Raw genomic sequence first — 23,563 nt, forward strand, 5'->3', positions numbered from 1 at the left:
CACCGTACAGGTGACGCTTCCCTTGATGAGCGCAGCTAAGTTAGGCTTGCCTAACCTTCGAGGAGGTGTAGCGGTGACCGACACCCAGACCAAGCGCCCGCCGGCGCCGCACGCCGCAGAGCGGGCTCGCACGATCACGGCCCGCGGTGGTCATGCCGCACTGCTTCCTCAGTCCGGTTCCCGCACCAGCCCGCTGTTCCACCACGTGCACCCGTGCGGCACCACGATCTTGCTGCTCGCCGACGAACATCCACTGGTCGGGCAGTTGTGGCAGACGCCGCGAGCCGAGGTGACGGCGATGCTGGAGATCGCCGACCAGGCGCCGGTGCCGTTGCGAGAACCCGTCCGCGGGCTGTTGTGGCTCACCGGCTGGGTCGCCGCGCTCGACGGCAACGAGGCGCGCGACGAGATCCTCGCGGTCGCCGACGTGCGGCCGGACCACCGCCTCCTCGACGCTGGTCACGGCGCTTCGGTGCTGAGGCTCACACCCGCGTCGATGGTGATCGCGGACGCCGAGGGCACGTCGTCGATCCGGCCGGAGCAGTTCGCGAGCGCGACGCCGGACCCGTTCTGCCGCAACGAGGACAACTGGCTGCGGCACCTGGAGGCCGCGCACCGCGACGTCGTGGGCCAGCTGGCCCGCCATCTGCCGGAGGAGCTGCAGAACGGGCACGTGCGGCCGCTCGGGCTCGACCGGTTCGGGCTGCGGCTGCGGGTCGAGGCCGAGTGCGACGACCACGACGTGCGGATCGCGTTCTCCAAGCCGGTCAGCACGCCGACGGAACTCGCCGCCGAGCTGCGCAGGCTGATGGGCTGCCCGTTCCTGTCCCAGAGGTAGCGTCACGCGGGTGACCTTGATTCCCGCTGCCGAGAAGATTCCCGCTGACGAGAAGCGCGGTTACCAGCTCGAACTGCTGATCGTCTTCAGCATGACGCTGGGTCTGTCGGGCATGCGCAGCCTCGTGCGGCTGCTCGACAGCCTGCTGCAGCCGACCCCGCTGAACCAGCAGTCGGTCGCGATCAACGTCCCGCAGGCGCGCGCCGATCTGCTGGACCTGGTGGCGCAGCTGCTCGGCGTGCTGCAGCTCGCCGCGTGGGGCGGCATCGGTCTGTACCTGTTGTGGCGCACCGGGATCAAGCTGCGGGTCATCGGGCTCGACGGCACGCGCAAGCTCGCGGACTCGCTGGGCGCGCTCGGGCTGGCCGCGATCATCGGCATCCCCGGTCTCGCGTTCTACTTCGCCGCGTGGGGGCTCGGGCTGAACCTCGCCGTGAAACCATCCACTTTGGACAACGCGTGGTGGATGAGCGTGGCGCTGATCCTCGCCGCCGCCGGCAACGCGTGGGCGGAGGAGGTCCTCGTCGTGGGCTACCTGATCACGCGGCTGCACCAGCTCGGGTGGCGCCAGTACACGGCACTGTTCGCGGCCGCCGTGCTGCGCGGCTCGTACCACCTCTACCAGGGCTTCGGCGGGTTCGTCGGCAACCTGATCATGGGCCTGGTCTTCGGCTTCTACTGGCAGCGAACCAGGCGTTTGTGGCCGTTGGTGATCGCCCACACCATCCTCGACGTGGTCGCTTTCGTCGGTTACACAATGTTGCGAGGCAAAGTCAGCTGGCTGCCGTAATGATTCGACCGTAGAATCTAATATTCCACACCATTCGTTGCGTGTTTGTCCTCAGCAGCGGCGATTTATGCTGTTCAGGGTTACGCTCGTCCGGTGACTGCGCACACGATCGCTGAGACCGAAGCACTCCCGGACGCCGCGCCCCGCGTGGACAGCGAGGTCGGCCCGCTGCGCACGGTGTTGCTGCACCGGCCGGGCAACGAGCTCAAAAGGCTCACCCCGCGCAACAACGACCAGCTGCTGTTCGACGGCGTGCCGTGGGTCGGCAGGGCCCAGGAGGAGCACGACGCGTTCGCCGCGACGCTGACCTCCAAGGGCGTCGAGGTCCTGCTGCTGGCCGACGTGCTGGTGCAGGCGCTGGAGGACAACCGCGCGCGCATCGCCGGCATCCACAGCGCCGTCAACGAGCGCCGCCTCGGCATCGACCTGGCCGACGCGCTGCGCAGCCATCTCACCTCGCTGCAGGCCCCGCAGCTGGCGCAGGTGCTGATGACCGGCATGACGTTCGAGGAGATGCCGGCCGCCGAGGGCGCGTCGCTGGTGCGCAAGATGCACCTGCCGATCGACTTCGCCGTCGACCCGCTGCCGAACCTGCTCTTCACCCGCGACTCGTCGGTCTGGGTCGGCGACCGCGTGGCCATCACGTCGCTCGCGCTGCCCGCCCGTGACCGCGAGACGACCCTCACCGACCTGATCTACGCCTACCACCCGCGGTTCCGTCGCACTGGCCGTGCGTACGGCGCGCACTCGGCGCCACTGGAGGGCGGCGACGTTCTGCTGCTCGCGCCGGGCGTGATCGCCATCGGCGTGGGCGAGCGCACCACCCCCGCCGGCGCGGAGTCGTTCGCGCGTTCGGCTTTGGCCGACGGTCTCGCGCACACGGTGCTGGCGGTGCCGATCGAGCAGGAACGCGCCACGATGCACCTCGACACCGTCTGCACGATGGTCGACCGCGACGCCGTGGTGATGTACCCGGCGATCAGGCACACGCTGACGGCCTACCCGATGCGTTCCGACGGCAACGGTGGCGTGCGCGTCGACGGCCCGGAGCCGTTCCTGGAGGCGGCCGCAGAAGCGATGGGCATCGAGCGGCTGCGCGTGATCGACACCGGCCTCGACGTCATCACCGCCGAGCGCGAGCAGTGGGACGACGGCAACAACACGCTGGCGGTCGGCCCAGGTCTCGTCGTGGCGTACGAGCGCAACGTCGAGACGAACGCGCGCCTCGAGGACGCGGGCGTGGAGGTGCTGCGGATCGCCGGTTCGGAGTTGGGCTCGGGTCGCGGTGGCCCGCGTTGCATGTCCTGCCCGATTGACCGCGCGCCATTGGTGTAGGCCGTTAGGAATACCTAACCTTTGTTTGGTTCACCTTTCCAAACAAAGGTTAGCTTTTCCTGGAATGCGCACTTGAGGAATGTCGGCTACCGTACTCGCCATGGCCTCGAACGTGAAGAAGATTGCCCCCAAGAAGTCGAAGTTCCACGAGCTCCTGCAGACTCAGGTCGGCAACGAGTTCTCCGCTTCGCAGCAGTACATCGCCCTCGCCGTGTGGTTCGACAACGAGGACCTTCCGCGCCTCGCGTCGCACTTCTACAAGCAGGCTCTCGAAGAGCGCAACCACGCGATGATGATCGTCCAGTTCCTCATGGACAACGACATCCCGGCCGCCGTTCCCGGCATCGATGCCCCGATCAACGACTTCAAGACGCCGCGCGACCTCGTCGACCTGGCCCTGCGCCAGGAGCAGCAGGTCACCGACCAGATCGTGGCGCTCGCCAAGGCCGCCCGCGAGGAGGGCGACTACATCGGCGAGCAGTTCATGCAGTGGTTCCTCAAGGAGCAGGTCGAGGAGGTCTCCTCGATGAAGACGCTGCTCACGATCATGGACCGCGCGGACGGCAACATGTTCTACGTGGAGACGTTCCTGACCCGCGAAACCGTGGGCGGCGACAGTGCCGACTCCGGCGCTCCGACCGCCGCCGGTGGCGCGCTCTGAAGTTTTTCTTCGCACGCTTGAGTGCCTGATTCTGGAGCCCGCCTCACCTTCACGGGTGGGGCGGGCTTTTTCGGTTGATGCGGGCGGCCTGCCGGGTCAGGTATTCCCGCTCGGCGAGGTTCGACGCTTTTTCGGCCGCCTCGACGTAGAGCCGTGCCGCCGTTTGCAGGTCGCCGTCACGCTCGTGGAGGTATGCGGCTACCGCGGTGTAGCGGGGCAATGAATCGTCCAGTTCGGCGAGTGCTTTCAACCCGGCGCGTGGCCCGTCGGCCTCGCCCACGGCCACCGCGCGGTTGAGCCGGACGACGGGGCTCTCGGTCAGAGCCGCTAGCTCGTCGTACCACTCGACGATCTGCACCCAGTCCGTTTCCTCGGCTCTTGGTGCGTCGGCATGCAACGCGGCGATGGCGGCCTGGGCCTGAAACTCGCCGAGCTGGTCCTTCGCCAGCGCAGCCTGAAGGATCTCGACGCCCTCGGCGATCAGCCTCGTGTCCCACTTCTCGCGGTCTTGGTCGGCGAGTGCGACCAGGCTGCCGTCGGACGCGATCCTGCTGGCACGCCGCGCGTGGTGCAGCAGCATGAGGGCGAGCAGGCCCGCCACTTCGGGGTGATCGATGGTCGTGGCGAGCTGCCGGGTCAGCCTGATCGCCTCCGCGGCCAGGTCGACGTCACCGGAGTAGCCCTCGTTGAAGACCAGGTAGAGCACGCGCAGCACCGTGGCGACATCGCCGGGCTGGTCGAACTGCACGTCGCTGACCGTCTTCTTGGCCCGGCTGATGCGCTGGGCCATGGTCGCCTCCGGCACCAGGTAGGCCTGGGCGATCTGGCGGGTGGTCAAGCCGCCGACGGCGCGAAGCGTGAGCGCAACCGCCGATGACGGCGTCAACAACGGGTGCGCACACAGGAAGTAGAGCTGCAGCGTGTCGTCGGCCGCCGGTACGGGACCGGGTTCCGGTTCGGCGTCGACGAGGTCCTCGCGCCTCTTGCGCGCCGTTTCGGCCCTCGTCGCGTCGAGGAACTTGCGCCAGGCCGCGGTGACCAGCCAGCCCTTCGGATCCCGCGGCGGGTCGGCCGGCCACACGCGAACAGCCTCGACCAGCGCGTCCTGCACGGCGTCCTCGGCCGCCGCGAAGTCTGCTCCGCGGCGGACGAGGATCCCGAGCACACCCGGCGTGAGGCTCCTCAGCAGTGCCTCGTCCATGTCACTCCGTGATCGTCGGCGAGTTGCCGTAGAACGGACGGACCTCGAGCCACTCGTGGATCGGCTTCCCGTCCTTGCCCGGTGCCGCCGACAGCTCCCCCGCCAGCTCGATCGCGCGCTCGTAGCTGTCGACGTCGATGATCATCCATCCGGCGATGAGGTCCTTCGTCTCCGCAAACGGGCCGTCGGTGACCGGCGGCCGTCCCTCACCGTCGTAGCGGACCCACGCCCCCTCCGAGGAGAGCGCCTGACTGTCGACGAACTCACCGGTGGCGTTGATCTTGTCCGCGAAGTCCCGCATGTACTGCAAGTGTGCGGAGATCTCGTCCGGCGTCCACTGGTCCATCGGCACGTCGTTGACCGCCGCCGGGGCGCCGCGGTAGTGCTTGAGCAGCAGGTACTTGGCCATTTCGGGTGTCTCCCTTGGTGCTGTTGCGACCCATCTTGGTCGCTTTCACCACGGGGACGGAGCCGATCGGGGCTTCTCGACACGACTGCTCAAGATTTTTCGGCTGGTTGTCCGGCTTCGGCGTGGACGCGCAGGATCAAAGGAAAGCCATGGCGCAGTGGACGTTGATCGCGCCGATCTTGATGAGGACGACCTTGTCCGTGTCCGCGAGGTGGTCGAGCTTGGAGCTGCCCTGGAACGAGTAGGTGGCGTTGCTGCCCACCGTTGCCGACCAGCCCGCGCGGTACTCGGAAGCGTTCGGGTAGGCCGTCTTGACCTCGGCGAAGGTCGAGCCGACACGGATTCCCCCTGACGTCTCGGCGTCCGCGGGCAGCGTGATCCGCTCGACGCCGTACTTCTTGGAGATCGCGACCTTGTCGTCGGCCACGCAGCCGGCCTCACCGGGGCTGTCCCAGGTCAGGTCGGTCAGACCCGCGGCCCGCGCCTCTTCGAGCGTCATGCCCAGCTTGAGGGCGCCGTAGCCCAGGCGGGTGTCCACATTCACCACGGCCTGCGGCTTGGGCGGGTTCGTGACCGTCTCGGTCACGACCTCGGTGACGACCGTGGACGGTGACGCGCCCGTGTCGGACGGCGCCTGGGCGACCGGTGCGGCGTTCTGCTCCGGCGCGGGCGTGGACGTGCACGCGGCCAGACCGAGAGCAGCAGCAATGGTGACGAGAACGATGGAGCGCTTCATTTCAATCCCCCAGGCCATTTGTTTCGAGACACCCATAAGACGTCGGCGTGGCTCGATGGTTGCAAAGTTCGTTGTCACGAAAAAGTCACGGCGAACCGATTCATTTCAGGCGCGCACCAATAACCCGCCAAAATTCCCCGTGGCGGGTTATAGGACATCCATAAGACGTCGCGCTCGCACAGTGGTTGCCGGGTCGACGTCACGAAGGAGCAACGAGACCTGTTCGGACCAGCGGGGATGCCGAAGTCCCGCCGCACCCCCAAGAGCGGCGGGACTTCGGCAAGATCAATTAATCAGACGGTCGCACAGTCATTGGCGGCCAAGCGCATGAAGATCGTGGTCACTGCAGTGCCGTCGGTTTCGAAGACGTACGACCAGGCCGGTGTCGCCGCCATTGGGGCGACCATGGCGGAACCGCTCTGCGTGGCGTTCGAATAGGCGGCCTTCACCTCGTCCACCTTCGAACCGACACCGATGCCTTTCCGCGTCTTGGCATAGCTCGCGAGCGTGATCCGCACGATTCCCTTGGCCGGTGAGATGATCACGGCATTGGTGTCGGGCACGGACTGCGTCGCGTAGGCCTTGCACCTGTTCTCCGGGTCGGCGGCGCTGCTCGGTTCGACCAGGGACCCCGTCTTCAGCGCGGCTTCCTCGGACATCCCGAGCACCAGTGACCCGTACTGGCCCGGTTCCGACTGTGGCGTGGGCGGCGCTGACTTGACGGGTGGGCTGGACTTGGTCGGGTTCCCGGGGTTGGGCTTGCCGGTGTTGTTGCCGTTGGGGTTCGGCGGCGGGTCGACCGTCACGGTCGCGGTCGCGGTGAACGTGCTGACAGACGGTGGGGGCGTGGTCGAAGAGGCGCTCGACGTCGAGGTCGGCAGCAAGTCTCCTGCCGTGTGGTCGCCGGAAGAGCGCAGCTGGGTCAGTCCGATCCCCGCACCCACCAGCACCACCAAAGCGAAGGTGGTGGTCATGGCCGATCGCCGTCGCCGGCGGCGATCTGCACCGCGGAGCACCGCGTCGGTCGCGTCCGGCGTGGAATGGACGTCCAGCCGATCGTCGCTGAAGAGCCTGCGCAGCTCGTCGTCGAGGTCGTCCACCGATCAGTCCTTTCCCAGGCGTGTTCGAAGACTCGCCATCGCCTTGCTGTTCTGGCTCTTCACCGTGCCGCACGAGATTCCGAGCGCTTTCGCGATCTCGATTTCGGAGAGGTTCTCGTAGTAGCGCAGCACGACCACCGCGCGCTGCCGTGGCGGCAACGCGCGGAGTGCTTGCCAGAGCGGTTCGTTTTCGAGCCTGCTCAGCTCGGGAGCGACGACACCGCTGTCGGGGAGGTCGGCCACGAGGTTCTCGCGGCGTCTCCGGCGCCAGATGCTGATGTGCGTGTTGGCCATCGCCCTGCGGACGTACGCGAGCGGGTCGTCACCCTTGCGCTGCACGGCAACCCAGCGTGACCCGACCTTTTCCAGCACCGACTGCACGAGGTCTGCCGCGTCGTGCGGGTTTCCGGTCAGTGCATGGCCATAACGCAGAAGCCCGGGCATCGACATGCGCACGAACTCAGCGAAATCCCCCACGGCTTCCGCTCTTCCCCCGCCGCTTTCGGCGGCCAACTCCAGTCCTAGCACCGCCGTCACGGCACGCCCCCTCCCCGAAGCAGCGAACTGGCTTCGAGGAGTTCACGCCCAAGCGTGCGGAACGGTTGCCCCACTAAATCACAGAACGGCAACGGCTTCCGGTAGAACGAACGAACCGTCAGGCTCGCACGGGAAGTCGTGGACCTCCAGCACCGCCGCGACCGGGATCTGCCCGTACACGTGCGGGAACCACAGCGGCGAGTCCGCCACGGCCTCCCACCGGACCGGCACGTCGAGCAGCTTCGGGTCGATGACGAGCAGCAACAGCCCGCTCTGCCCGTGGAAGAACCTGCCGGCCGTCACGTGCACGACGCCCCTGTCGGAACAGTGGACGAAGTCCTCGCCGACGGGCGAGATCGAACCGGCCGACCGGGCAGCAGCCCAGCCGGCCGTCGAGATGATGTGCAGCAGCACTTATCCACAGCTCCTTGTGGACAACCATGTGGACAACGCTGTGGATGGACTAGCGCAGCGTGATCTGACGACCCCGCAGGCCGTCACGAGCGCGGCGCTCGGCGTCGGTCAGCGGCTCGTCGGAGGCCAGGGCCTCCAGCAAACGCTTGCCCAGCGCCTCGGCCGGGTCGGCCCACTCACGGGCGTGCATCTCGCGGTCGAGGTCCCAGACCGGCACCAGCAGGCCGTGCGCGCGGAACGAACCGGCGTACCGGGAGCCCTCGCCGAGGTCCAGCTCGCCGCGGGCGGCCAGACGCGCCATCGCGGGCAGCAACTTCTCCTCGGGCTCAGGACGGACCCAGCGCAGGTGCGCCTTGTCGCCAGCGTCCACCCAGTACGCGGCCTTCACGCCGGGAGCGTCGACGCGTTCGGTCGGCAGGATCGCCGCGTTCGCGCGCTCCAGCGACAGCGCCACGTCACCCGAGGGCTCGGTGCCCTCCGGCATCCACCAGACGAAGTCGGTGTGCAGCACGGGAACGATCTCGGCCTCGGGGTCGAGCAGGTCCTGCAGGCGGCCGGGGTTCTCGCCGTTGTCAGGGCCGACGATCGGCAGCACGTCGCCGGTCTTCGCCTGCTGCGCCCACTGCAGCGCACGGGCCAGGTCGCGGCTGATGTCACCGGACCGCGTCTGCACCTGCAGACCGATGAACGGCACGTCGTCGCCGCGGATCAGGCCGGCGGCGGCCATCGGCAGCACGGTGGCCAGCGTGACCTCGCGGCCGTCCTTGACCGGCAGCTTCGCGATCGCCGACGCACGAACTCGCGCAGCGCGATCAGCTCGCGACTCGGAGGCCAGGCCCTCGAACGGCCGCGACACGATCACGTCCGTCGCGCCGCCGGGCGCGCCGTGGCAGGCCTTGTAGCGCTTGCCGGACCCGCACGGGCAGGGCTGCTTCGGGTTGATCCCGTCCTTCGGTGCGTCCTTGACCGCGGTCCGCTTGGCCACCTTGGCCCTCCTCGTGCTCAGGCTTGTCAGGTCGCCAAATTAGCCGTCAGCAGGCGGCGGGTGTTCGCCGGGGCATTGGTCGCGACGTAGCGGACACCCAGGTCACGGCACAGCGCGACGTCCTCGGGGCTGTCCACGGTCCACACGTACGTCTCGTGCCCCGCCCGCCTGGCCCGATCGACGTAGTCGGGGTCGTTGCGCAGCACGTGCACGCCCGGTCCGGTGTAGTCGGCGAACGACGGCAGCGCGCCACTGCGGTACCGGGCGAGGCGGTCGAGCAGCAGCACCGTGCGGATGTCCGGAGCCATCTCCCGAAACACCTTCACCGCCGTCGGCGAGAACGACATCATCACGATCTGCTTGTCGAGCTCGTGCCTCTTCAGCGCCTCGACGAGCTTGCGCTCGATCTCGTTGCGGTACCGGACCGGGTGCTTGGTCTCGACGAAGAGCTGCACGTTCGTGCTCTTGACCAGCTCCAGCAGCTGGTCGAGCACCAGCAGTTCAGCCGGCTGACCGTGGCGGTGCCAGCTGCCGTAGTCGAACTTCTGCAGCTCCTCCAGCGAGAGCGCGCTGACCGTGCCACGCCCGTTCGAGGTGCGGGTGAGCGTGCGGTCGTGCACACACACGATCTCACCGTCACGCGAGAGGCGGATGTCGCACTCGAGCCCGTCCGCGCCCTCCTTCAAAGCCAGCTCGTAGGCGCCGATGGTGTGCTCAGGACGGTCGGTGGACGCGCCACGGTGCGCGACGACGGAAGGCTGCTGCACAACCCCGAACAGTAGTGCCGTTACCGCCGACCTTCACCGCGTCTTCCACCACTCAGCGGGGCAAAGGCCGGCGGTCACGGCACTGGTTCCTCCGCAACAATTTGAGGCATCAATCAAATGGACGTGGACGAAACGCGGATCGCGACTTACCGTCCCGCCTTGTGACGTTCGACCAGCGCGATCCCGAGTTCATCGCCGACCCGTACCCGGCCTTCGCCGCCCTGCGCGAAGCCGGTGAGGTGCATCACCACGAGCAGATGGGTGTCGCCGTCGCCGTCTCGCACGCCGCCTGTTCCGCCGTGCTGCGGCACCGTTCGCTCGGCCGGATCTGGTCGGACGTGAAGCCGGTGGAGCAGTTCATGGCCTTCAACCTCCTGCACCGCAACTCGCTGCTGGAGAACGAGCCGCCCACGCACACCCGCCTGCGCCGCCTGGTGGCCGCCGCGTTCGGCCGCGGCCACGTCGAGCGCCTGCGTCCGTGGGTCGCCGAGCTGGCGACCGGCTCGTCGACGAACTGGTCGAGAAGATCGACGACGTGGCCAGGCCGACCTGCTCGCCCACGTCGCGGCGCCGCTGCCGGTCGAGGTGATCGCCGAGCTGCTCGGCGTTCCCGGGCAGGACCGCTACCTGTTGCAGCCGTGGTCGAACGCCATCGTGAAGATGTACGAGTACGGCCTGCCTCCTGAACAGCAGCAAGCCGCCGAACGCGCCGCCACGGAGTTCGTCGCCTACCTGCGCGAGCTGATCGCGTTGCGCCGCAAGAACCCCGGCTCAGACCTCGTCTCCGACCTGGTCGCCGTCACCGACACCGACGGCGCCCGGCTCACCGAGGACGAGCTCGTCGCCACCGCCGTGCTGCTGCTGATGGCCGGCCACGAGGCCACGGTCAACGTGATCGGCAACGGCGTGTACGCCCTGATGCGGCACCGCTCGCAGTGGGAACGCCTCTCACCCGAGGTGATGCCGACCGCCGTCGAGGAACTGATCCGCTACGACTCGCCGTTGCAGCTCTTCGAACGCACCGCCACCGAACGCGTGGAAATCGCCGGCCACGTCATCGAGCCCGGCGAGAAGATCGCCGCCCTGCTCGGTGCGGCCGCGCGCGACCCGTTGGTCTTCGAAAACCCGGACACGCTCGACGTCGGGCGCGAGAAGAACCAGCACCTCGGGTTCGGCATGGGCATCCACTACTGCCTGGGTGCGCCGCTGGCCCGCATCGAGGTGGAGGCGGCGCTGTCCTCGTTGCACCGCAAGCTTCCTGGCGCCGTGCTGGCGGAGGAGCCGAACCGGCGCGCCGAGTTCGTGATCCGCGGGCTGCACTCGCTGCCGCTCAGCGCGGATAGCGTTTCGGGAGCTTGAAACCGCGCTCCTTCAGCACCTTCCGCAAGCGATCCGGGTAGTCGGTGATCAGGCCGTCGACCCCGGTGTCGATCACCTCGTGCATCCGTGACACCTCGTCCACGGTCCACGGGATGACAGCGAGGCCCTGTCCGTGAGCTTCGGTGACCAGTTCCTTCGTGGTCATCGTGTGCACCGGGGACAACGCCGTGGCGCCGAAGCTCCGCACCGCACGAGCCACGCTGCCGCCGAAGTCGTCCAGGTTCAGCCCGCCGGTCCACGGCGAGCCCGGCCGCAGGAAGTCCGGCTGGGTCAGCGCCACCAGCGGGATGCGGGGCTCGACCTCGCGCAGCCTCATCAAGGTGCCCCAGTCGAACGACTGGATGGTCACGTTCGCCATGAAGCCCGAGCGGCGGATCTCGCGGACCGCGCGTTGCACGAACTGCTCGCGCGGTGCGGTCTCGTGCGGGGCGGCGGCCTCGACCTTGGTCTCGATGTTGAAGCGGATGCCCCATGCGCGATGCCTGCGCGCCAGGTCGAAGAGCTCGGCCAGCGTGGGCATGCGGGCGCCTGGCGAGAGCTCCTGGTCCGGGTACTGCGACCACCTGGTGCTGCCGCAGTCGAGGGTGCGGACCTGGGCGAACGTCAGGTCCTTCACGTACTTGCCCGCGTAGGGGAACGCGGGGTCGCCGGGGAACGCGGGCGAGGTGTCGAGACACTTCGCCGGGTTCGTCTTGCGGTCGTGGGTGATGACCTCGCGGCCGTCCTTGGTGATCTGCAGGTCGAGCTCCAGCGTCGTGACGCCGAGCTCCAGTGCCTTGCCGAACGCCTTGAGCGTGCTCTCCACCGTCAGGCCGATGCCGCCGCGGTGTGCCTGGAGGTCGAAGTCCCTGTGGTGGTGCGCCTGGGCGACGCCTGGTGTGGCCATTGCGATCACCAGAGCCCCGATGAGTGTCCGCATCCACCCAACCTGGCACTCACTGAGGAGGGCCGGAAGGTCCTTGAGGACGAACGTCTCTTGAACAGATCAACGGGGTGAGCCGGACGCGCGGACCGACCGCAACGGCGGTTCGGGAGCGTCCTTGACCTCCACCACCCGCATCAGCCGGACGGACGCGGCGTCCACCGGCAGCAGGAGCGTGGTGATCCGCCGGACGACGAGCGCCGTGGTCACCGCGACCCCGGCGAGCACGAAGTCGCCGAGCGCGTGCAGCAGCACACCGTCGGCCAGCGCCTGGGTGCTGTCGCGGAACGACCACAGGACCGTGATCACGAACATCAGCCCAGAGCCGACCCACAGGCCCCACCACCAGCGCAGGAGCCTCGACGGACGGGGACGTTCGCCTGCCGGTCGGCGCGCCACCGCGTGTTCGAGCTCCGCGAGCACCGAACCCGGCACGACGAGGTTCACGCCGGGCACGACCAGTCCGATGAGAGCCGCGCGGTCCGAGCGGGACGGCCCGTAGCCCACGAGGGTCGCGGCCACGTTTCGCGTGCGGCGCACCCACAGCAACGTGAGCACGAGCGACAGCAGGCAGCCGGTGAACGTGATCGCCGAGGAGGACACCACCATCGCGTCCGACGCGCTGACCACGCCGGCCGAGAGCGCGCCGAAACGGCTCAGCGCGACCAGCACGTAGCGCCAGATCTCGGACAACGCGCCCCACACCGCGACGCAAGCGAGCAGCCAGAGCGAGTTCTGCGCTGTCCTGCCAGCCGGCGCACGCCGTCGACCGAGTCGGCCTGCTCGACCGCGCCGGGGCACGGCCGTCGGCCAGCGCCACGCCAGCAGCGGAAAGCCCCAGCGCGGAGGGACCGGGTAGTTCGGCGGGCCGCCGTAGGACAGCTTCTGCGACCGCCGCGACGGCTGCGGGTACGCACTGGGTGGCGGAGTCGCCACCCAGTCCACGCGCATCGGTTGCAGCGGCTGCACGATCAGATGACCTCGGGTTCCATGCCGTCGGTGCCGCCCTCGAGCGGGCGGCCGGACGCGTCCCAGTGCTGCATGCCGCCCTCGACGTTGACGGCCTCCCAGCCGTTCTCGTTGAGGTACTGGGTCACGCGGGCGGAACGGCCACCGGCGCGGCACACGACGTAAAGCTGCACGTCGTTCGGCACCTCTTCGAGACGGGCGCCGATCTCGCTCATGGGGATGTGCAGCGCGCCGGGCGCATGGCCCGCGTCCCACTCGTCCTGCTCACGCACGTCCAGCAGGACGGCGCCTTCCGGGAGCACGGCGGGAACTTCGGCGATCTCCACGCTTGGAACAGTCACGCCGTAGATGTTCCCATGCCGGAAGTTGCACGGACGTGAACCTCCGGCACGGGTCCATCCTCAGGCCTCCCCCGCGATGGCGGGCCCGAGCCTCGCGAACTGCTCCTCGGACAGCGGCGGGGTCAGCCGTCCCGGTCCGATGCGCTCCCAGTAGCCCTGCTGCGCCGCGGGACGCAGATCCTTGCTGCCGTAGTTGGCCAGCTCCAGTTGCAGCAGCAGGCCGTCCGGCCGGTACACCTCCATGACCTGCAAGAGCGTCTGGAACGGCTCAGCGGCGCGCACGTCGTGGAGCTGGATGACCGTGCCGTCGGGCAGCACCGTCCGGTACGGCGGCGCGCAGTTGCCGAAAGTCCAGAGGCTGTCGTCGGCGTACACCGTGGCGGAGCCCGCGAACCTGCCCGCGGTGAGCCTGACGCTGCCGGTGCCACCGCCGTCGGCCAGGTCGACCGCGTACTCCGCCCTGCCAACGCCCGGCGACAGCGCGCTGACCTGCACCTCGGGCACCTGCCTGCGCACCGTGTCGATCCACTTCGCGACGAAGTCGTCCGGCAGCCGCTCATTGCCGATCGGTGTCGCCAGCGCGAGCTTTCGAGCTTGGATGTTGCACCTCGGCATCGAGACGATCGGCCGTCCGTCCGGCGGTGGTGCGGTGGCCGCCGGGGTCCACGTCCCGTACGGGATCTGCGGTGGTGTGTTGACGCGCGGCCAGCCCACGGAGTGGACGACGGTCGCGGGTCCCGCGTCCGGCTCGTTCGCCGGCGTGGGCGGCGGTCCGGCCATGTTCAGCGTCGTTGCGCCGATGCCGATGCCGGCGACCACCGCGACCACGCCGAGCACCGCTCCGGCCCGCTGGGCGAACACCCTGCGCCGGCCGCGCTTCATCACCACGTCCAGCGTGGTCGTAGGAGGGGGCGCGGCGACGTCGAGAGCTCCGCGCAGCTTCTCTTCGATGTTCATCAAACACACTCCGAGTTCACCGGCTCGCCGTACGCCTCGCGGAGCGTCGCCAAACCCCTGGCTGTCTGACTCTTGACGTTGCCCACCGAACAGCCCAGCTCAGCGGCCGTCTGCTCGATGGACAGGTCGTGCACGAAACGCAGCACGAGCGCGGCCCGTTGCTTCGGCGGCACCTGCAGCAATGCGGCGTTCAGGCGGGCGTCGGGATCGGAGAAGCCACCGCCGACCCCGTGTTCGGGCAGGTCGGCGAACGGGCGTTCACGGTCGCGGCCGCGGCGCCTGCTGTCGAGGAACAGGCGCGTCACGATCGTGCGGACGTAAGCCTCCGCCGTTTCGCGCCTTATGCTCGGCCACTTCGCGTACGCCTTCACGAATGCGTTCTGCGCGAGTTCTTCCGCCTGTGACCAGTCGCCGCACAACGCGTACGCCGTGCGCCGAGCCCAGTCGAACCTGCTCGTGAAGAACTCCGAGAACTCCTCGTCTCGTCGCACTCCGGTCCCCCAAGCTTGTGCTGCGTTCGCGTTCAATACGCGGTCAGCACGACCAGGGTTGCACGAACGAAAAACGGGCCGCCCCAGCAGGGACGGCCCGTTTTCGGTGAAACCGTTAGTGCGCGATGGCCTTCTCGGCGCCCGCACCGGTGAGGGAGCGGACCTCCATCTCGGCCTGCTTGATCGGGTCGGCCTTCTCCCTGGAGAGGATCGTGCCGATGTAGCCGAGCAGGAACGCGACCGGGATCGACACGATGCCGGGGTTCGACAACGGGAAGAGCGCGAAGTCGGAGTTCTTGAACATCGACGTCGGCTGGCCGGAGACCGCGGGCGACAGGACGATCAACGTGATCGTCACGGCCAGACCGCCGTAGATGCTCCACAGCGCGCCCGAGGTGTTGAACCTCTTCCAGAACAGCGAGTAGAGGATCGTCGGCAGGTTCGCCGAGGCCGCGACCGCGAACGCCAGCGCCACGAGGAACGCGATGTTCTGGCCGTTGGCCACGATGCCGCCGCCGATGGACACGAGACCGATCACGACCGCGGTGATGCGGGCGACCTTGACCTCGGAGTCCTTGTCCTCCGCCTGGCCCTTCTTGATGATGTTGGCGTAGATGTCGTGTGCGAACGACGCCGACGCCGTGATCGTCAGACCCGCCACGACCGCCAGGATCGTCGCGAACGCCACCGCGGCGATCAGGCCCAGCAGGATCGGGCCACCGAGCTCCAGCGCGAGCAGCGGAGCCGCCGAGTTCGCCTTGCCGGGCGCCCCATTGATCTTGTCAGGGCCGACGAGCGCACCGGCGCCGTAGCCGAGAACCAGCGTGAACAGGTAGAAGATGCCGATCAGCCAGATGGCCCACACGACCGAGCGACGGGCTTCCTTCGCGGTCGGCACGGTGTAGAAGCGCATCAGGATGTGCGGCAGACCCGCGGTACCGAGCACCAGGGCCAGCGCCAGCGACAGGAAGTCCAGCTTCGTGGTGCCGTTCTTGCCGTACGCGAGGCCGGGGCCGAGCAGCTTCTCGCCGGCCTTGGGCGCGTTGTCCACAGCGGCGCCGAGCAGCGTGGACAGGTTGAAGCCGTACTTGCCGAGCACCCACACGGTCATGATGCCCGCGCCGGCGATCAGCAGGACCGCCTTGATGATCTGCACCCAGGTGGTGCCCTTCATGCCGCCGATGAGGACGTAGGCGATCATCAGGGCGCCGACCACGGCGATGACGAGAGCCTGGCCACCCGAGCCCGTGATGCCGAGCAGCAGGGCGACGAGACCACCGGCACCGGCCATCTGGGCCAGCAGGTAGAAGAACGAGACGGCCATCGTCGACGTGGCGGCGGCGGCGCGGACCGGACGCTGGCGCATCCGGAAGCTCAGCACGTCACCCATCGTGTACTTGCCGGTGTTGCGCAGCAGCTCGGCGACCAGCAGCAGCGCGATGAGCCACGCCACCAGGAAGCCGATCGAGTACAGGAAGCCGTCGTAGCCGTTGATCGCGATGGCACCCGCGATGCCGAGGAACGAGGCCGCGGAGAGGTAGTCACCCGCGATCGCGATGCCGTTCTGCGGGCCGGTGAACGCGCGACCGGCGGCGAGGTAGTCAGCAGCGGTCTTGGTGTTGCGGCTCGCCCGGATGACCACGAACAGCGTGATCAGGACGAAGACACCGAAGATGCTGATGTTGAGGATCGGGCTGGACTCGTTCACTTGCCGTCTCCCTCGATCTCACCACGGAGCTTCTCGGCCAACGGGTCGAGGTTCTTGTTGGCGTGCCGCACGTACAGCGTCGTGATGACGAAGGTCGACACGAACTGCAGCAGCCCGAAGATGAGCCCGACGTTGATGTTGCCGAACACCTTGGTGGACATGAAGCCGTGCGCGTAGTCCGCGAGCAGCACATACAGCAGGTACCACGCGAGGAACAGCCCGGAGACCGGGAACACGAACTTGCGCAGGCGGTGCTTCAGCTGCGCGAAGTCATCACTTGCTTGGACATCGACCCACGTCTGGGCATCGGGGGCCGACTCGCTCGGGGTGTGTTCAACAGTGCTCACAGTCCCCTCCTCGCGGTACTCGTCGTGGGTGTCAGCAACGTGACAGGCACGTAATGCCTCCAGGTGCGGTCCTGTTCTTGGTGCAGACCGTATGGAGACTTGAGTCACTCAGGTAAGACCCCGTCCGTGCCCATGCGCCCAGCAGTCGGGTGATGCGACGAACGGTCAGTATGCGTAGACGAACAGCACTCTGCGTGATCGCAATCACCGTTCACCGATTCGAGTGAGTAAATTTCACCCATTTGAAACACTGGCTACTTAACGTGTTCGGCCAGCTCCCCTGCGCTTGTCCTCGGCCATTCTGGCCTTCTCCTCGGCCGTGCCGAAGCGGGCGATGTCGCGGTCGCGGATGAAGCCCAGCGGGTCCGGCGCGTGCAGTCTCAGCAGGATCTGGTTGACGTCCGCCGGTGCGCGTCTGCGGGTCGCCTTGCTGACGACGATCATCGTCATGAACGCGAGCGGCACCGTGATCAGCGCAGGTTGCGTGATGAAGGCAGGCGCCCAGCGGCCGGTGTAGGAGCTGACGACGCTGACGACCTGAGCGGTGATGACCATGCCGCCGCCGACCACGAGCCCGCACACGGCGCCCACCCAGGTGAGCCCGCGCCACCAGATGCCGAGCACCAGCAGCGGGCAGAACGTCGACGCCGCGAGCGCGAACGACATGGCCACGGTCAGTGACGCATCGGCGCGCGGCAGAAGCAGAGCAAGACCGATCGCGACGAGTCCGGTGAACACGGTTGCCCACCGGAAGTCACGAACCTTGCCCGGCATGATGTCCGTCGAGACCACGCCGGCGACGGACACCACGAGCCCGGACGAGGTCGACAGGAACGCCGCGAACGCACCGGCGGCGACGATCGCGCCGAGGATCTGGCCACCCAGGTTCGGCACCATCGTCTCCGGCAGCATCAGCACCGCGGCGTCCGTCTTCCCGTTCACCAGCAGCTGCGGCAGGTAGAGCCGGGACAGCACGCCCAGCACCGTCGGGAAGATGTAGAAGAGCCCGAGCAGGTAGAGCACGTGCAGCGCCGTGCGACGGGCCGCCTTGCCGTCCGGGTTGGTGTAGAAGCGGACCAGGACGTGCGGCAGGCCCATCGTGCCGAGGAACGTCGCGAAGATCAGCGAGTACGTCTTGATCAAGTCGGACAGGCCGCCGGTCTGCGGCCGGGTCCAGTCGCGGTTGGTCGTCGGTGAGCCCTCGACCACCGGTACCGGGCTGCCCGCGGTGAACTCCATCGTCGTGCCGGGGCTCAGCTCGTAGACGCCGCGGCCCCAGAACACCGGCCCGTCCGCGTTCCGGCCGTCGATCTGGCCGTGCACCTTCAACGTCAGCGGCTCGTCCACGCGAACCTTGACGTCCTGCTCGGCCACGGTGATCGTCTCGGCCTGCGGGAACCTGACCACGCCCTCGTCGCTGAGCGGCTGCGTGCCGCGGTCCGGCGAGGCGAGGAACACCACGAAGAGCACGAACGTCGGCGCGGCGATCGCGAAGAGCTTGCCCCAGTACTGGAACGCCTGCACGAGCGTGATCGCCCGCATGCCGCCGCCCAGCACGTTGACCACCACGATGACCGTGACGATCAGGCCGCCGAACCACGCGGGCAGGCCGGTGATCGTGGTCAGCGTCAGCCCCGCGGACTGAAGCTGCGGCACCAGGTACAACACGCCGATGCAGACGACGAAGAACGTGCTGAAGTGCCGCACGTTCACCGATCCCAGCCGCGCCTCCGCGAAGTCCGGCAACGTGTACGCGCCGGACCGTCGCAGCGGCGCCGCGACGAAGAGCAGCAGTGCGAGATACCCGGCGGTGAAGCCGATCGGGTACCAGAGCGCGTCGATGCCGTCCTTGAGCACGAGCCCGGCCACGCCGAGGAACGACGCAGCGGACAGGTACTCGCCGGAGATCGCGGCGGCGTTGCGGGTCGCGGGGATCGCACGGCGCGCCACCAGGAAGTCCGGGGTGGTGTTCGCCTTGCGGGACCCGACGTACCCGAGCAGGAAGGTCACGGCCGCAACGGCGAGGATGGCGCTGAGGCTCCAGATCGTGGCGTTCACGTCAGCGGTCGACCATGTTCACGAAGTCGCGCTCGTGCCTTTCGGCCTGTCTGCGGAACACCCACCCGACCCCGTAGAGGATCGGGAAGGGCGCGAGACCGAGCACGAGCCAGGGGATGGGGATGCCGAGGATCTTCAGGTCCCCGACCTGCGGGAACAGGTAGAAGGTGATCGGCAGCAGGCACATTCCGATCAGGACCGCGAAGGCGAGCCCGAACGCGGACTTCAGCTGCTGCCGGATGAGGTCGCGGACCAGCTTCTCACCGACGCTGGTCTGCTCCTCCAGCTCGATGATCGTGCGCAGAGCCTTGCCGCGAGCCTTCGTGGAGTCCGCGAGCACGACCCTGCGCCTGCGCGGCTTGCGAGCCTGCTCACCGAGCCAGGCCTCACGGGCGGACTCCTCGGGTTTCCCCGCGTCGTGCCTGCTCACCAGCCGCTCTTCGGCGGTCGGACGATCCGTTCCTTGAGCTCCTTGGTGTGCCGGCGGCTCACCGGAAGCTCCTTGGCACCCTCACCGGTGCCGATCACGACCGCGTAGCCGTTCGCCGTCATCCGCAGCTCGCTGACCAATGGCAGTGCCACCAGGTACGACCGGTGGATGCGCACGAAACCCGCGTTGGCCCAGCGCTCTTCGAGCTGGGCGAGCGGGATGCGCACCAGATGGCTGCCGTCCTGCGTGTGCAGACGCGCGTAGTCGCCCTGCGCCTCGACGTACCGCACGGACGCGCGTGGCACGAGCTTGATCGTGCCGCCGAGCTCGACGGGGATGACCTCGTCGTCGGTCGGTTCCGCGGCCATCTGGGCGGACTGGGCCGGAGCCGCGGTCGGCGCCGCCGTGCGGCCCACGCGGTCAGCGACCCGGGAGATCGCCTTGAGCACGCGCTCTTCGTTGATCGGCTTGTTGATGAAGTCGAGCGCGCCGACGTCGAACGCCGTGACAAGCGCGTCGCGTTCCTCCACACCCGTCACGAAGACGAGGGCAGGCGGGTAGCGGAACGCGCTCAGCACCCGTGCGAGATCCATGCCGGACAGGCCGGGCATGTTGATGTCAGCGAACACCGCGTCGACCGGCGGAAGGCCGGCCTTGGTCCTCGCCATGACCTCCTGCTCGTAGTCACCCCTCAGGATGCGCAGAGCCTCGGCGGCGTCGAAGGCCGTGAGGACGCGCCGGATGTGAGGGCTGCTCTCGAGCAGGAACTTGATCTCGCTCAGGCCAGGAGCCTCGTCATCGACTGCGAGGACGAGGAGACCGGCGTTGTCATGGGTACTCACTGTGTCGGGCATCTTGCCCATCAATGTGCGGTCATGTCTACGTCAGGGGTTGACTCGACACGCCCTGTGAAACCGAACTGATGCTCACAGCCCGAATCGGGACCAGCGAGCACGTTCCTCGATGCTCGCGAGCACCTGCGTCACGAGATCGCCCGATCGGGTGGACGTGCCGGTCAGCCCGAGCTTGGCCAGCAAGGGCCTGCGCGGCTCGGCGATGGTCAGTTCGGCGTCGGGGAACCGCTTGGCGATGACGCTGCGGATGGTGCCGATGCCGTCCACGAGACCGAGCTGCTGGGCCTTCGTCCCCGTCCAGATCTCGCCGGTGAAGATCTCGTCGTCCTCGCCCTTGAGCTTGCTGTTGCGCCGCTCCTTGACCCAGGCCTTGAACTGGTCGTGCAGATCGGCGTGCAGGCCCTTGAGCCACTCGACGTCCTCGGGCTTCTCGGCCTGGAACGGGTCGAGCCGCACCTTGTTCTCCCCGGCCGTGTAGACGCGGCGCTCGACGCCGGCCTTGTCGAGGAGGTTGTTCAGGCCGAAGCCCGCGCTGACCACACCGATGGAGCCCACGAGAGAGGTGCCGTGCGCGTAGATCTCGTCGCCGGCGCAGGCCAGCCAGTAGCCGCCGGACGCCGCCACGTCCTCGCAGAACGCGAGCACCGGCACGTGCTTCTTGTTGGCCAGCTCCCGGATGCGCTCGGCGATGAGCGCGGACTGCGTCGGCGCACCGCCGGGCGAGTTGATGAGCAACGCCACGGCGATCAGGCGCTCGTTGTCGAACGCGCGGTTGATCGCCGACTCCACGTTCTGGAGGCTGATCGTGTTGCGCGCGACCGGCGAGGACTGCGGGGTGATCACCCCGTGCAACCGCACCGCGGCGACGACCGGCGGCCGCTCACCCCGGTCCATGACCCTCGGGAGACGGGCCGCGATCTTGTCCGTGACGCTCATGTACTCGACAGTACGTGCGTTTCGCGGACACGCGGGAGCCCAACTGGGTTGTCGGTTGCTCCCGCGTGACCTGGAACACGTGGGGCTAGCATCGGTGGTGTGACGTTCAACCCGATCCGCTGGCTCGAGCGCTATGTCGAGTGGTGGGACGACCGGGGCAGGCAAAACGCCGCCGGGCCAACGCCCATGCACATCTACTGGATGTGGGTGAGCTGGAGCGTGTGCGCCGTCGTGCTGATCACGACTTTGGCTGTTGCAGCACGCTGACCTGCAGCGCTTCTCAGCACCTGCAGCTGGAGAAACCCTTCGCGGTGCACTTGATGCAGACGCGGACGCGCTCGGGTGCCTGTTGTTCCTGCAATTGATGTTGCCCTTAACTCGCGGCCGGCCTCGACGCGGGAACGCCGGCTGTTCATTGGTCAACACCACAATCGGCACGATCGGCGCTCGGGTTGAGGATAGTTGCGCTCGCAACTTCAGGCGCGGATCGCCGGCTGCTCGACGGCGATGAGGCCGGGCATCGCGCCTGAGTGATGTGCGGGCTCTCAGCTGTTCACCGGCAGGAGTAGATCGAGGTGCACGGTGCCGGTCCGGTGGTTTCGCTCACGACGATCAGCGTGATGACCAGTGCAGCGGCGATGATCGGGATGATGACCAGCATCAACATCAGGATGCGACGGATCGAATGCAGCAGGATCACCACTTCGGTCGTTGCCTGCACACCCGCTTCCTCGGCCGTTGAGGACGCGCGGATACGTCGCAGCGATTCCGCCGGATACGAGCCCGACCAATCCGGACCTGTGCCAGGACCTGTTGCCTTCGACACGTATGGCTGGAACGGGCCGACCTCCGAGTTGATCTGGGACTCATCGGGCGCCGTCTGCGGCTCATCAGACACGGTGGTACCTCTCGTCCGTCGCTGCACGACCGACGCGCCCGGCCGAACACACGGACTTTCGCACCTCACCGTCGCGGCGTTACCCAGCCGCGCATCCTGTTGAAGGGACCCGAGCGCCTGGTTCGGTGGTGTGCTCGACCACGCCGCCGGCGCTGATCAGGCGCGGATCGCCGGCTGCTCGTTCGTCATCGGCTCGTCCGTCAGCTGCGACCCGAGGTTCAGGTTCGGCAGCACGTTCCTGGCGAACTTCGGCACCTTCAGGATGACCTTGGTGCCCGCGTTGGGCGCCGTCTCCACGACCAGGGCGTACTCGGCGCCGAACACCGTGCGCATGCGGTCGTTGATGTTGCCGATGCCGACGTGCGCGCCCGTCTGGTGGGCGTCCTTGATGTCGTCCAGGCGGTCGGGGTCCATGCCGACGCCGTCGTCCTCGACGCTGATCAGGGCCTCGTTGCCGTTGTCCTCTGCCGTGATCGTCAGCATTCCGCCGCCGGGCTTCTTGGCCAGGCCGTGGCGGACCGCGTTCTCGACCAGGGGCTGAAGAACGAGGAACGGCAGGACGACCTGCAACACCTCGGGCGCGATCCGCAGCCGGACGTTGAGCCGGGACCCGTACCGGGCCTGTTCGATGGTCAGGTAGCGGTGGATGTTCGTCAGCTCGTCGGCCAGCGTCGTGAACAGGCCGTCCGTGCGGAACGAGTAGCGCGTGAACTCGGCGAACTCCTGCAGCAGCTCGCGGGCGTGGGCGGGGTCGGTGCGGATGAGCGACGAGATGGTGTTGAGGGCGTTGTAGACGAAGTGCGGCGAGATCTGGGCTCGCAGGGCCTTCACCTCGGCCTGGGCGAGCGCCTGCCGTTGCTTCTGGACGACCTCGAGCTCCAGCTGGGTCGAGACGAAGCGGGCGGTTTCCTCGGCCATGCGGATCTGGCGCTTCGAGGCGACGCCGGAGACCACGATCAACGTGCCGGCGACGTCGCCCTCGACAACCAGCGGGACGACAACAACGCTGTGCAGGGAGCACGGACCCTGGAGCTCGCAGCCGAGCTTGCGGTGGTCGACGTGTTCCTTGTGGCAGTTGTTGATGGCACGGGCGACCGTGTCGCGGAGGTACTCGTAGTGGTCGTTCGCGCCGCCGTCCCACGACAGGACGGTGCCCTCTTCGTCGGTGATGGCGACCGCGACGCACCGCAGCATCTCGCGCAGGTGAGGCGTGGCCTTGTCAGCGGCTTCCTGGGTCAAGCCCGCGCGAAGGTCGCTCGACGCCTTGGACATGCGGTCCAGCATGTCCATCACAGCATCCTCGACGGAGGTGCTGACTCGCCGAGCGCGGCACAGCATCACGAAGAGGCCCAGAACGGCCAGGGTCGCGATGACGCCGAGCACAGCGCGCTCGGTCAACAGGTCGCCCACAAGGCACATGCTGTGCTGTGGGGCACCCGTATAGCAAGAGGCGCGCCCGGCGTACCCCCGGACGGTCCACCGATCCGGCTAGACATCCG

At 67.8% G+C, this 23,563-nt stretch carries 26 protein-coding genes and 1 pseudogene; 6 read left to right on the forward strand and 21 right to left on the reverse strand.

Annotation, left to right across the window (positions count from 1 at the left end; translation table 11 throughout):
• Positions 1–73: 73 nt before the first annotated feature.
• The 4 genes from FXN61_RS02440 to FXN61_RS02455 all read left to right on the forward strand — a co-directional run bounded on the left by FXN61_RS02440 (position 74) and on the right by FXN61_RS02455 (position 3,624).
• Entirely contained in the window at positions 74–838 is a 765-nt protein-coding gene (locus FXN61_RS02440; protein ID WP_312877502.1) for a DUF2470 domain-containing protein, read from the forward strand.
• 91 nt (positions 839–929) lie between these two features.
• Positions 930–1,628, forward strand: a complete 699-nt coding sequence (locus FXN61_RS02445; protein ID WP_167969896.1) for a CPBP family intramembrane glutamic endopeptidase — start codon at positions 930–932, stop codon at positions 1,626–1,628.
• Positions 1,629–1,775: 147 nt separating this feature from the next.
• The gene (locus tag FXN61_RS02450; protein ID WP_167969897.1) at positions 1,776–2,963 is read left to right on the forward strand and encodes an arginine deiminase; all 1,188 of its coding nucleotides are present in this window, start codon (positions 1,776–1,778) and stop codon (positions 2,961–2,963) included.
• Between the two features lie 100 nt (positions 2,964–3,063).
• The gene (locus FXN61_RS02455) at positions 3,064–3,624 is read left to right on the forward strand and encodes a ferritin (RefSeq protein WP_167969783.1); all 561 of its coding nucleotides are present in this window, start codon (positions 3,064–3,066) and stop codon (positions 3,622–3,624) included.
• Positions 3,625–3,673: 49 nt separating this feature from the next.
• Here the strand turns inward: FXN61_RS02455 and FXN61_RS02460 are convergent, their stop codons facing one another.
• The 8 genes from FXN61_RS02460 to FXN61_RS02495 all read right to left on the reverse strand — a co-directional run bounded on the left by FXN61_RS02460 (position 3,674) and on the right by FXN61_RS02495 (position 9,773).
• Positions 3,674–4,825, reverse strand: a complete 1,152-nt coding sequence (locus FXN61_RS02460; protein WP_167969785.1) for an RNA polymerase sigma factor — start codon at positions 4,823–4,825, stop codon at positions 3,674–3,676.
• Position 4,826: 1 nt separating this feature from the next.
• Positions 4,827–5,234, reverse strand: a complete 408-nt coding sequence (locus FXN61_RS02465; RefSeq protein WP_167969787.1) for a YciI family protein — start codon at positions 5,232–5,234, stop codon at positions 4,827–4,829.
• Positions 5,235–5,370: 136 nt separating this feature from the next.
• A complete protein-coding gene (locus FXN61_RS02470) occupies positions 5,371–5,970 on the reverse strand; it encodes a hypothetical protein (RefSeq protein ID WP_167969789.1) in 600 nt (199 codons plus the stop codon).
• Positions 5,971–6,263: 293 nt separating this feature from the next.
• The gene (locus FXN61_RS02475; protein WP_167969791.1) at positions 6,264–7,070 is read right to left on the reverse strand and encodes a hypothetical protein; all 807 of its coding nucleotides are present in this window, start codon (positions 7,068–7,070) and stop codon (positions 6,264–6,266) included.
• Positions 7,071–7,073: 3 nt separating this feature from the next.
• The gene (locus FXN61_RS02480; protein WP_167969899.1) at positions 7,074–7,520 is read right to left on the reverse strand and encodes a SigE family RNA polymerase sigma factor; all 447 of its coding nucleotides are present in this window, start codon (positions 7,518–7,520) and stop codon (positions 7,074–7,076) included.
• A 165-nt stretch (positions 7,521–7,685) separates the two neighbouring features.
• The gene (locus tag FXN61_RS02485) at positions 7,686–8,021 is read right to left on the reverse strand and encodes a DUF952 domain-containing protein (protein ID WP_167969793.1); all 336 of its coding nucleotides are present in this window, start codon (positions 8,019–8,021) and stop codon (positions 7,686–7,688) included.
• Between the two features lie 49 nt (positions 8,022–8,070).
• Complete coding sequence (locus FXN61_RS02490; protein ID WP_167969795.1) at positions 8,071–9,006, reverse strand: DUF5926 family protein; 936 nt, start codon at positions 9,004–9,006, stop codon at positions 8,071–8,073.
• A gap of 26 nt (positions 9,007–9,032) precedes the next feature.
• Complete coding sequence (locus FXN61_RS02495) at positions 9,033–9,773, reverse strand: glycerophosphodiester phosphodiesterase family protein (protein ID WP_167969797.1); 741 nt, start codon at positions 9,771–9,773, stop codon at positions 9,033–9,035.
• Positions 9,774–9,934: 161 nt separating this feature from the next.
• Between FXN61_RS02495 and FXN61_RS02500 the strand changes: the two are divergent.
• Positions 9,935–11,132: pseudogene (locus FXN61_RS02500) on the forward strand (cytochrome P450).
• Here the strand turns inward: FXN61_RS02500 and FXN61_RS02505 are convergent.
• The 11 genes from FXN61_RS02505 to FXN61_RS02555 all read right to left on the reverse strand — a co-directional run bounded on the left by FXN61_RS02505 (position 11,104) and on the right by FXN61_RS02555 (position 21,166).
• Positions 11,104–12,072, reverse strand: coding sequence for a glycerophosphodiester phosphodiesterase (locus FXN61_RS02505; RefSeq protein ID WP_167969799.1), 969 nt, complete (start codon positions 12,070–12,072; stop codon positions 11,104–11,106). The pseudogene FXN61_RS02500 and the gene FXN61_RS02505 sit on opposite strands and share 29 nt — an antisense overlap.
• Before the next feature lie 66 nt (positions 12,073–12,138).
• Positions 12,139–13,044 carry a DUF4328 domain-containing protein gene (locus FXN61_RS02510; RefSeq protein ID WP_312877504.1) on the reverse strand — a complete coding sequence of 302 codons (906 nt, stop codon included), beginning with the start codon at positions 13,042–13,044 and terminating at the stop codon, positions 12,139–12,141.
• Positions 13,045–13,046: 2 nt separating this feature from the next.
• Complete coding sequence (locus FXN61_RS02515) at positions 13,047–13,385, reverse strand: rhodanese-like domain-containing protein (protein ID WP_312877505.1); 339 nt, start codon at positions 13,383–13,385, stop codon at positions 13,047–13,049.
• A gap of 60 nt (positions 13,386–13,445) precedes the next feature.
• The gene (locus FXN61_RS02520; RefSeq protein ID WP_167969801.1) at positions 13,446–14,342 is read right to left on the reverse strand and encodes a hypothetical protein; all 897 of its coding nucleotides are present in this window, start codon (positions 14,340–14,342) and stop codon (positions 13,446–13,448) included.
• Complete coding sequence (locus FXN61_RS02525; RefSeq protein WP_167969803.1) at positions 14,342–14,833, reverse strand: SigE family RNA polymerase sigma factor; 492 nt, start codon at positions 14,831–14,833, stop codon at positions 14,342–14,344. Before FXN61_RS02525 ends, FXN61_RS02520 begins: the two co-directional genes overlap by 1 nt.
• 115 nt (positions 14,834–14,948) lie before the next feature.
• On the reverse strand, positions 14,949–16,541 hold the full coding sequence (locus FXN61_RS02530) for a monocarboxylic acid transporter (RefSeq protein WP_167969805.1): 1,593 nt from the start codon (positions 16,539–16,541) through the stop codon (positions 14,949–14,951).
• The gene (locus FXN61_RS02535; RefSeq protein ID WP_167969807.1) at positions 16,538–16,888 is read right to left on the reverse strand and encodes a DUF485 domain-containing protein; all 351 of its coding nucleotides are present in this window, start codon (positions 16,886–16,888) and stop codon (positions 16,538–16,540) included. The genes FXN61_RS02530 and FXN61_RS02535 overlap by 4 nt, the downstream gene beginning before the upstream one ends.
• A 258-nt stretch (positions 16,889–17,146) precedes the next feature.
• Positions 17,147–18,946, reverse strand: a complete 1,800-nt coding sequence (locus tag FXN61_RS02540) for a sodium/solute symporter (protein WP_167969809.1) — start codon at positions 18,944–18,946, stop codon at positions 17,147–17,149.
• Between the two features lies 1 nt (position 18,947).
• Positions 18,948–19,376 (reverse strand): hypothetical protein, encoded by a 429-nt coding sequence (locus FXN61_RS02545; RefSeq protein WP_167969811.1) that lies wholly within the window; start codon positions 19,374–19,376, stop codon positions 18,948–18,950.
• The gene (locus FXN61_RS02550; RefSeq protein ID WP_167969813.1) at positions 19,373–20,239 is read right to left on the reverse strand and encodes a LytR/AlgR family response regulator transcription factor; all 867 of its coding nucleotides are present in this window, start codon (positions 20,237–20,239) and stop codon (positions 19,373–19,375) included. Before FXN61_RS02550 ends, FXN61_RS02545 begins: the two co-directional genes overlap by 4 nt.
• Before the next feature lie 63 nt (positions 20,240–20,302).
• Complete coding sequence (locus tag FXN61_RS02555) at positions 20,303–21,166, reverse strand: S49 family peptidase (protein ID WP_167969815.1); 864 nt, start codon at positions 21,164–21,166, stop codon at positions 20,303–20,305.
• 99 nt (positions 21,167–21,265) lie between these two features.
• Here FXN61_RS02555 and FXN61_RS02560 point away from each other — a divergent pair, with 99 nt between their 5' ends.
• The gene (locus FXN61_RS02560) at positions 21,266–21,433 is read left to right on the forward strand and encodes a hypothetical protein (RefSeq protein ID WP_166048541.1); all 168 of its coding nucleotides are present in this window, start codon (positions 21,266–21,268) and stop codon (positions 21,431–21,433) included.
• 286 nt (positions 21,434–21,719) lie between these two features.
• On the opposite strand, the gene FXN61_RS02565 is transcribed toward FXN61_RS02560, so the two are convergent.
• Together FXN61_RS02565 and FXN61_RS02570 are read right to left on the reverse strand one after the other, a co-directional pair.
• Positions 21,720–22,064: a hypothetical protein gene (locus tag FXN61_RS02565; protein WP_167969817.1), complete on the reverse strand. Its 345-nt coding sequence runs from the start codon at positions 22,062–22,064 to the stop codon at positions 21,720–21,722.
• Positions 22,065–22,220: 156 nt separating this feature from the next.
• On the reverse strand, positions 22,221–23,483 hold the full coding sequence (locus FXN61_RS02570; protein WP_167969819.1) for a sensor histidine kinase: 1,263 nt from the start codon (positions 23,481–23,483) through the stop codon (positions 22,221–22,223).
• Positions 23,484–23,563 lie beyond the last annotated feature (80 nt).

Source organism: Lentzea indica (assembly GCF_012184385.1).
Classification (GTDB): Bacteria; Actinomycetota; Actinomycetes; order Mycobacteriales; family Pseudonocardiaceae; genus Lentzea; species Lentzea indica.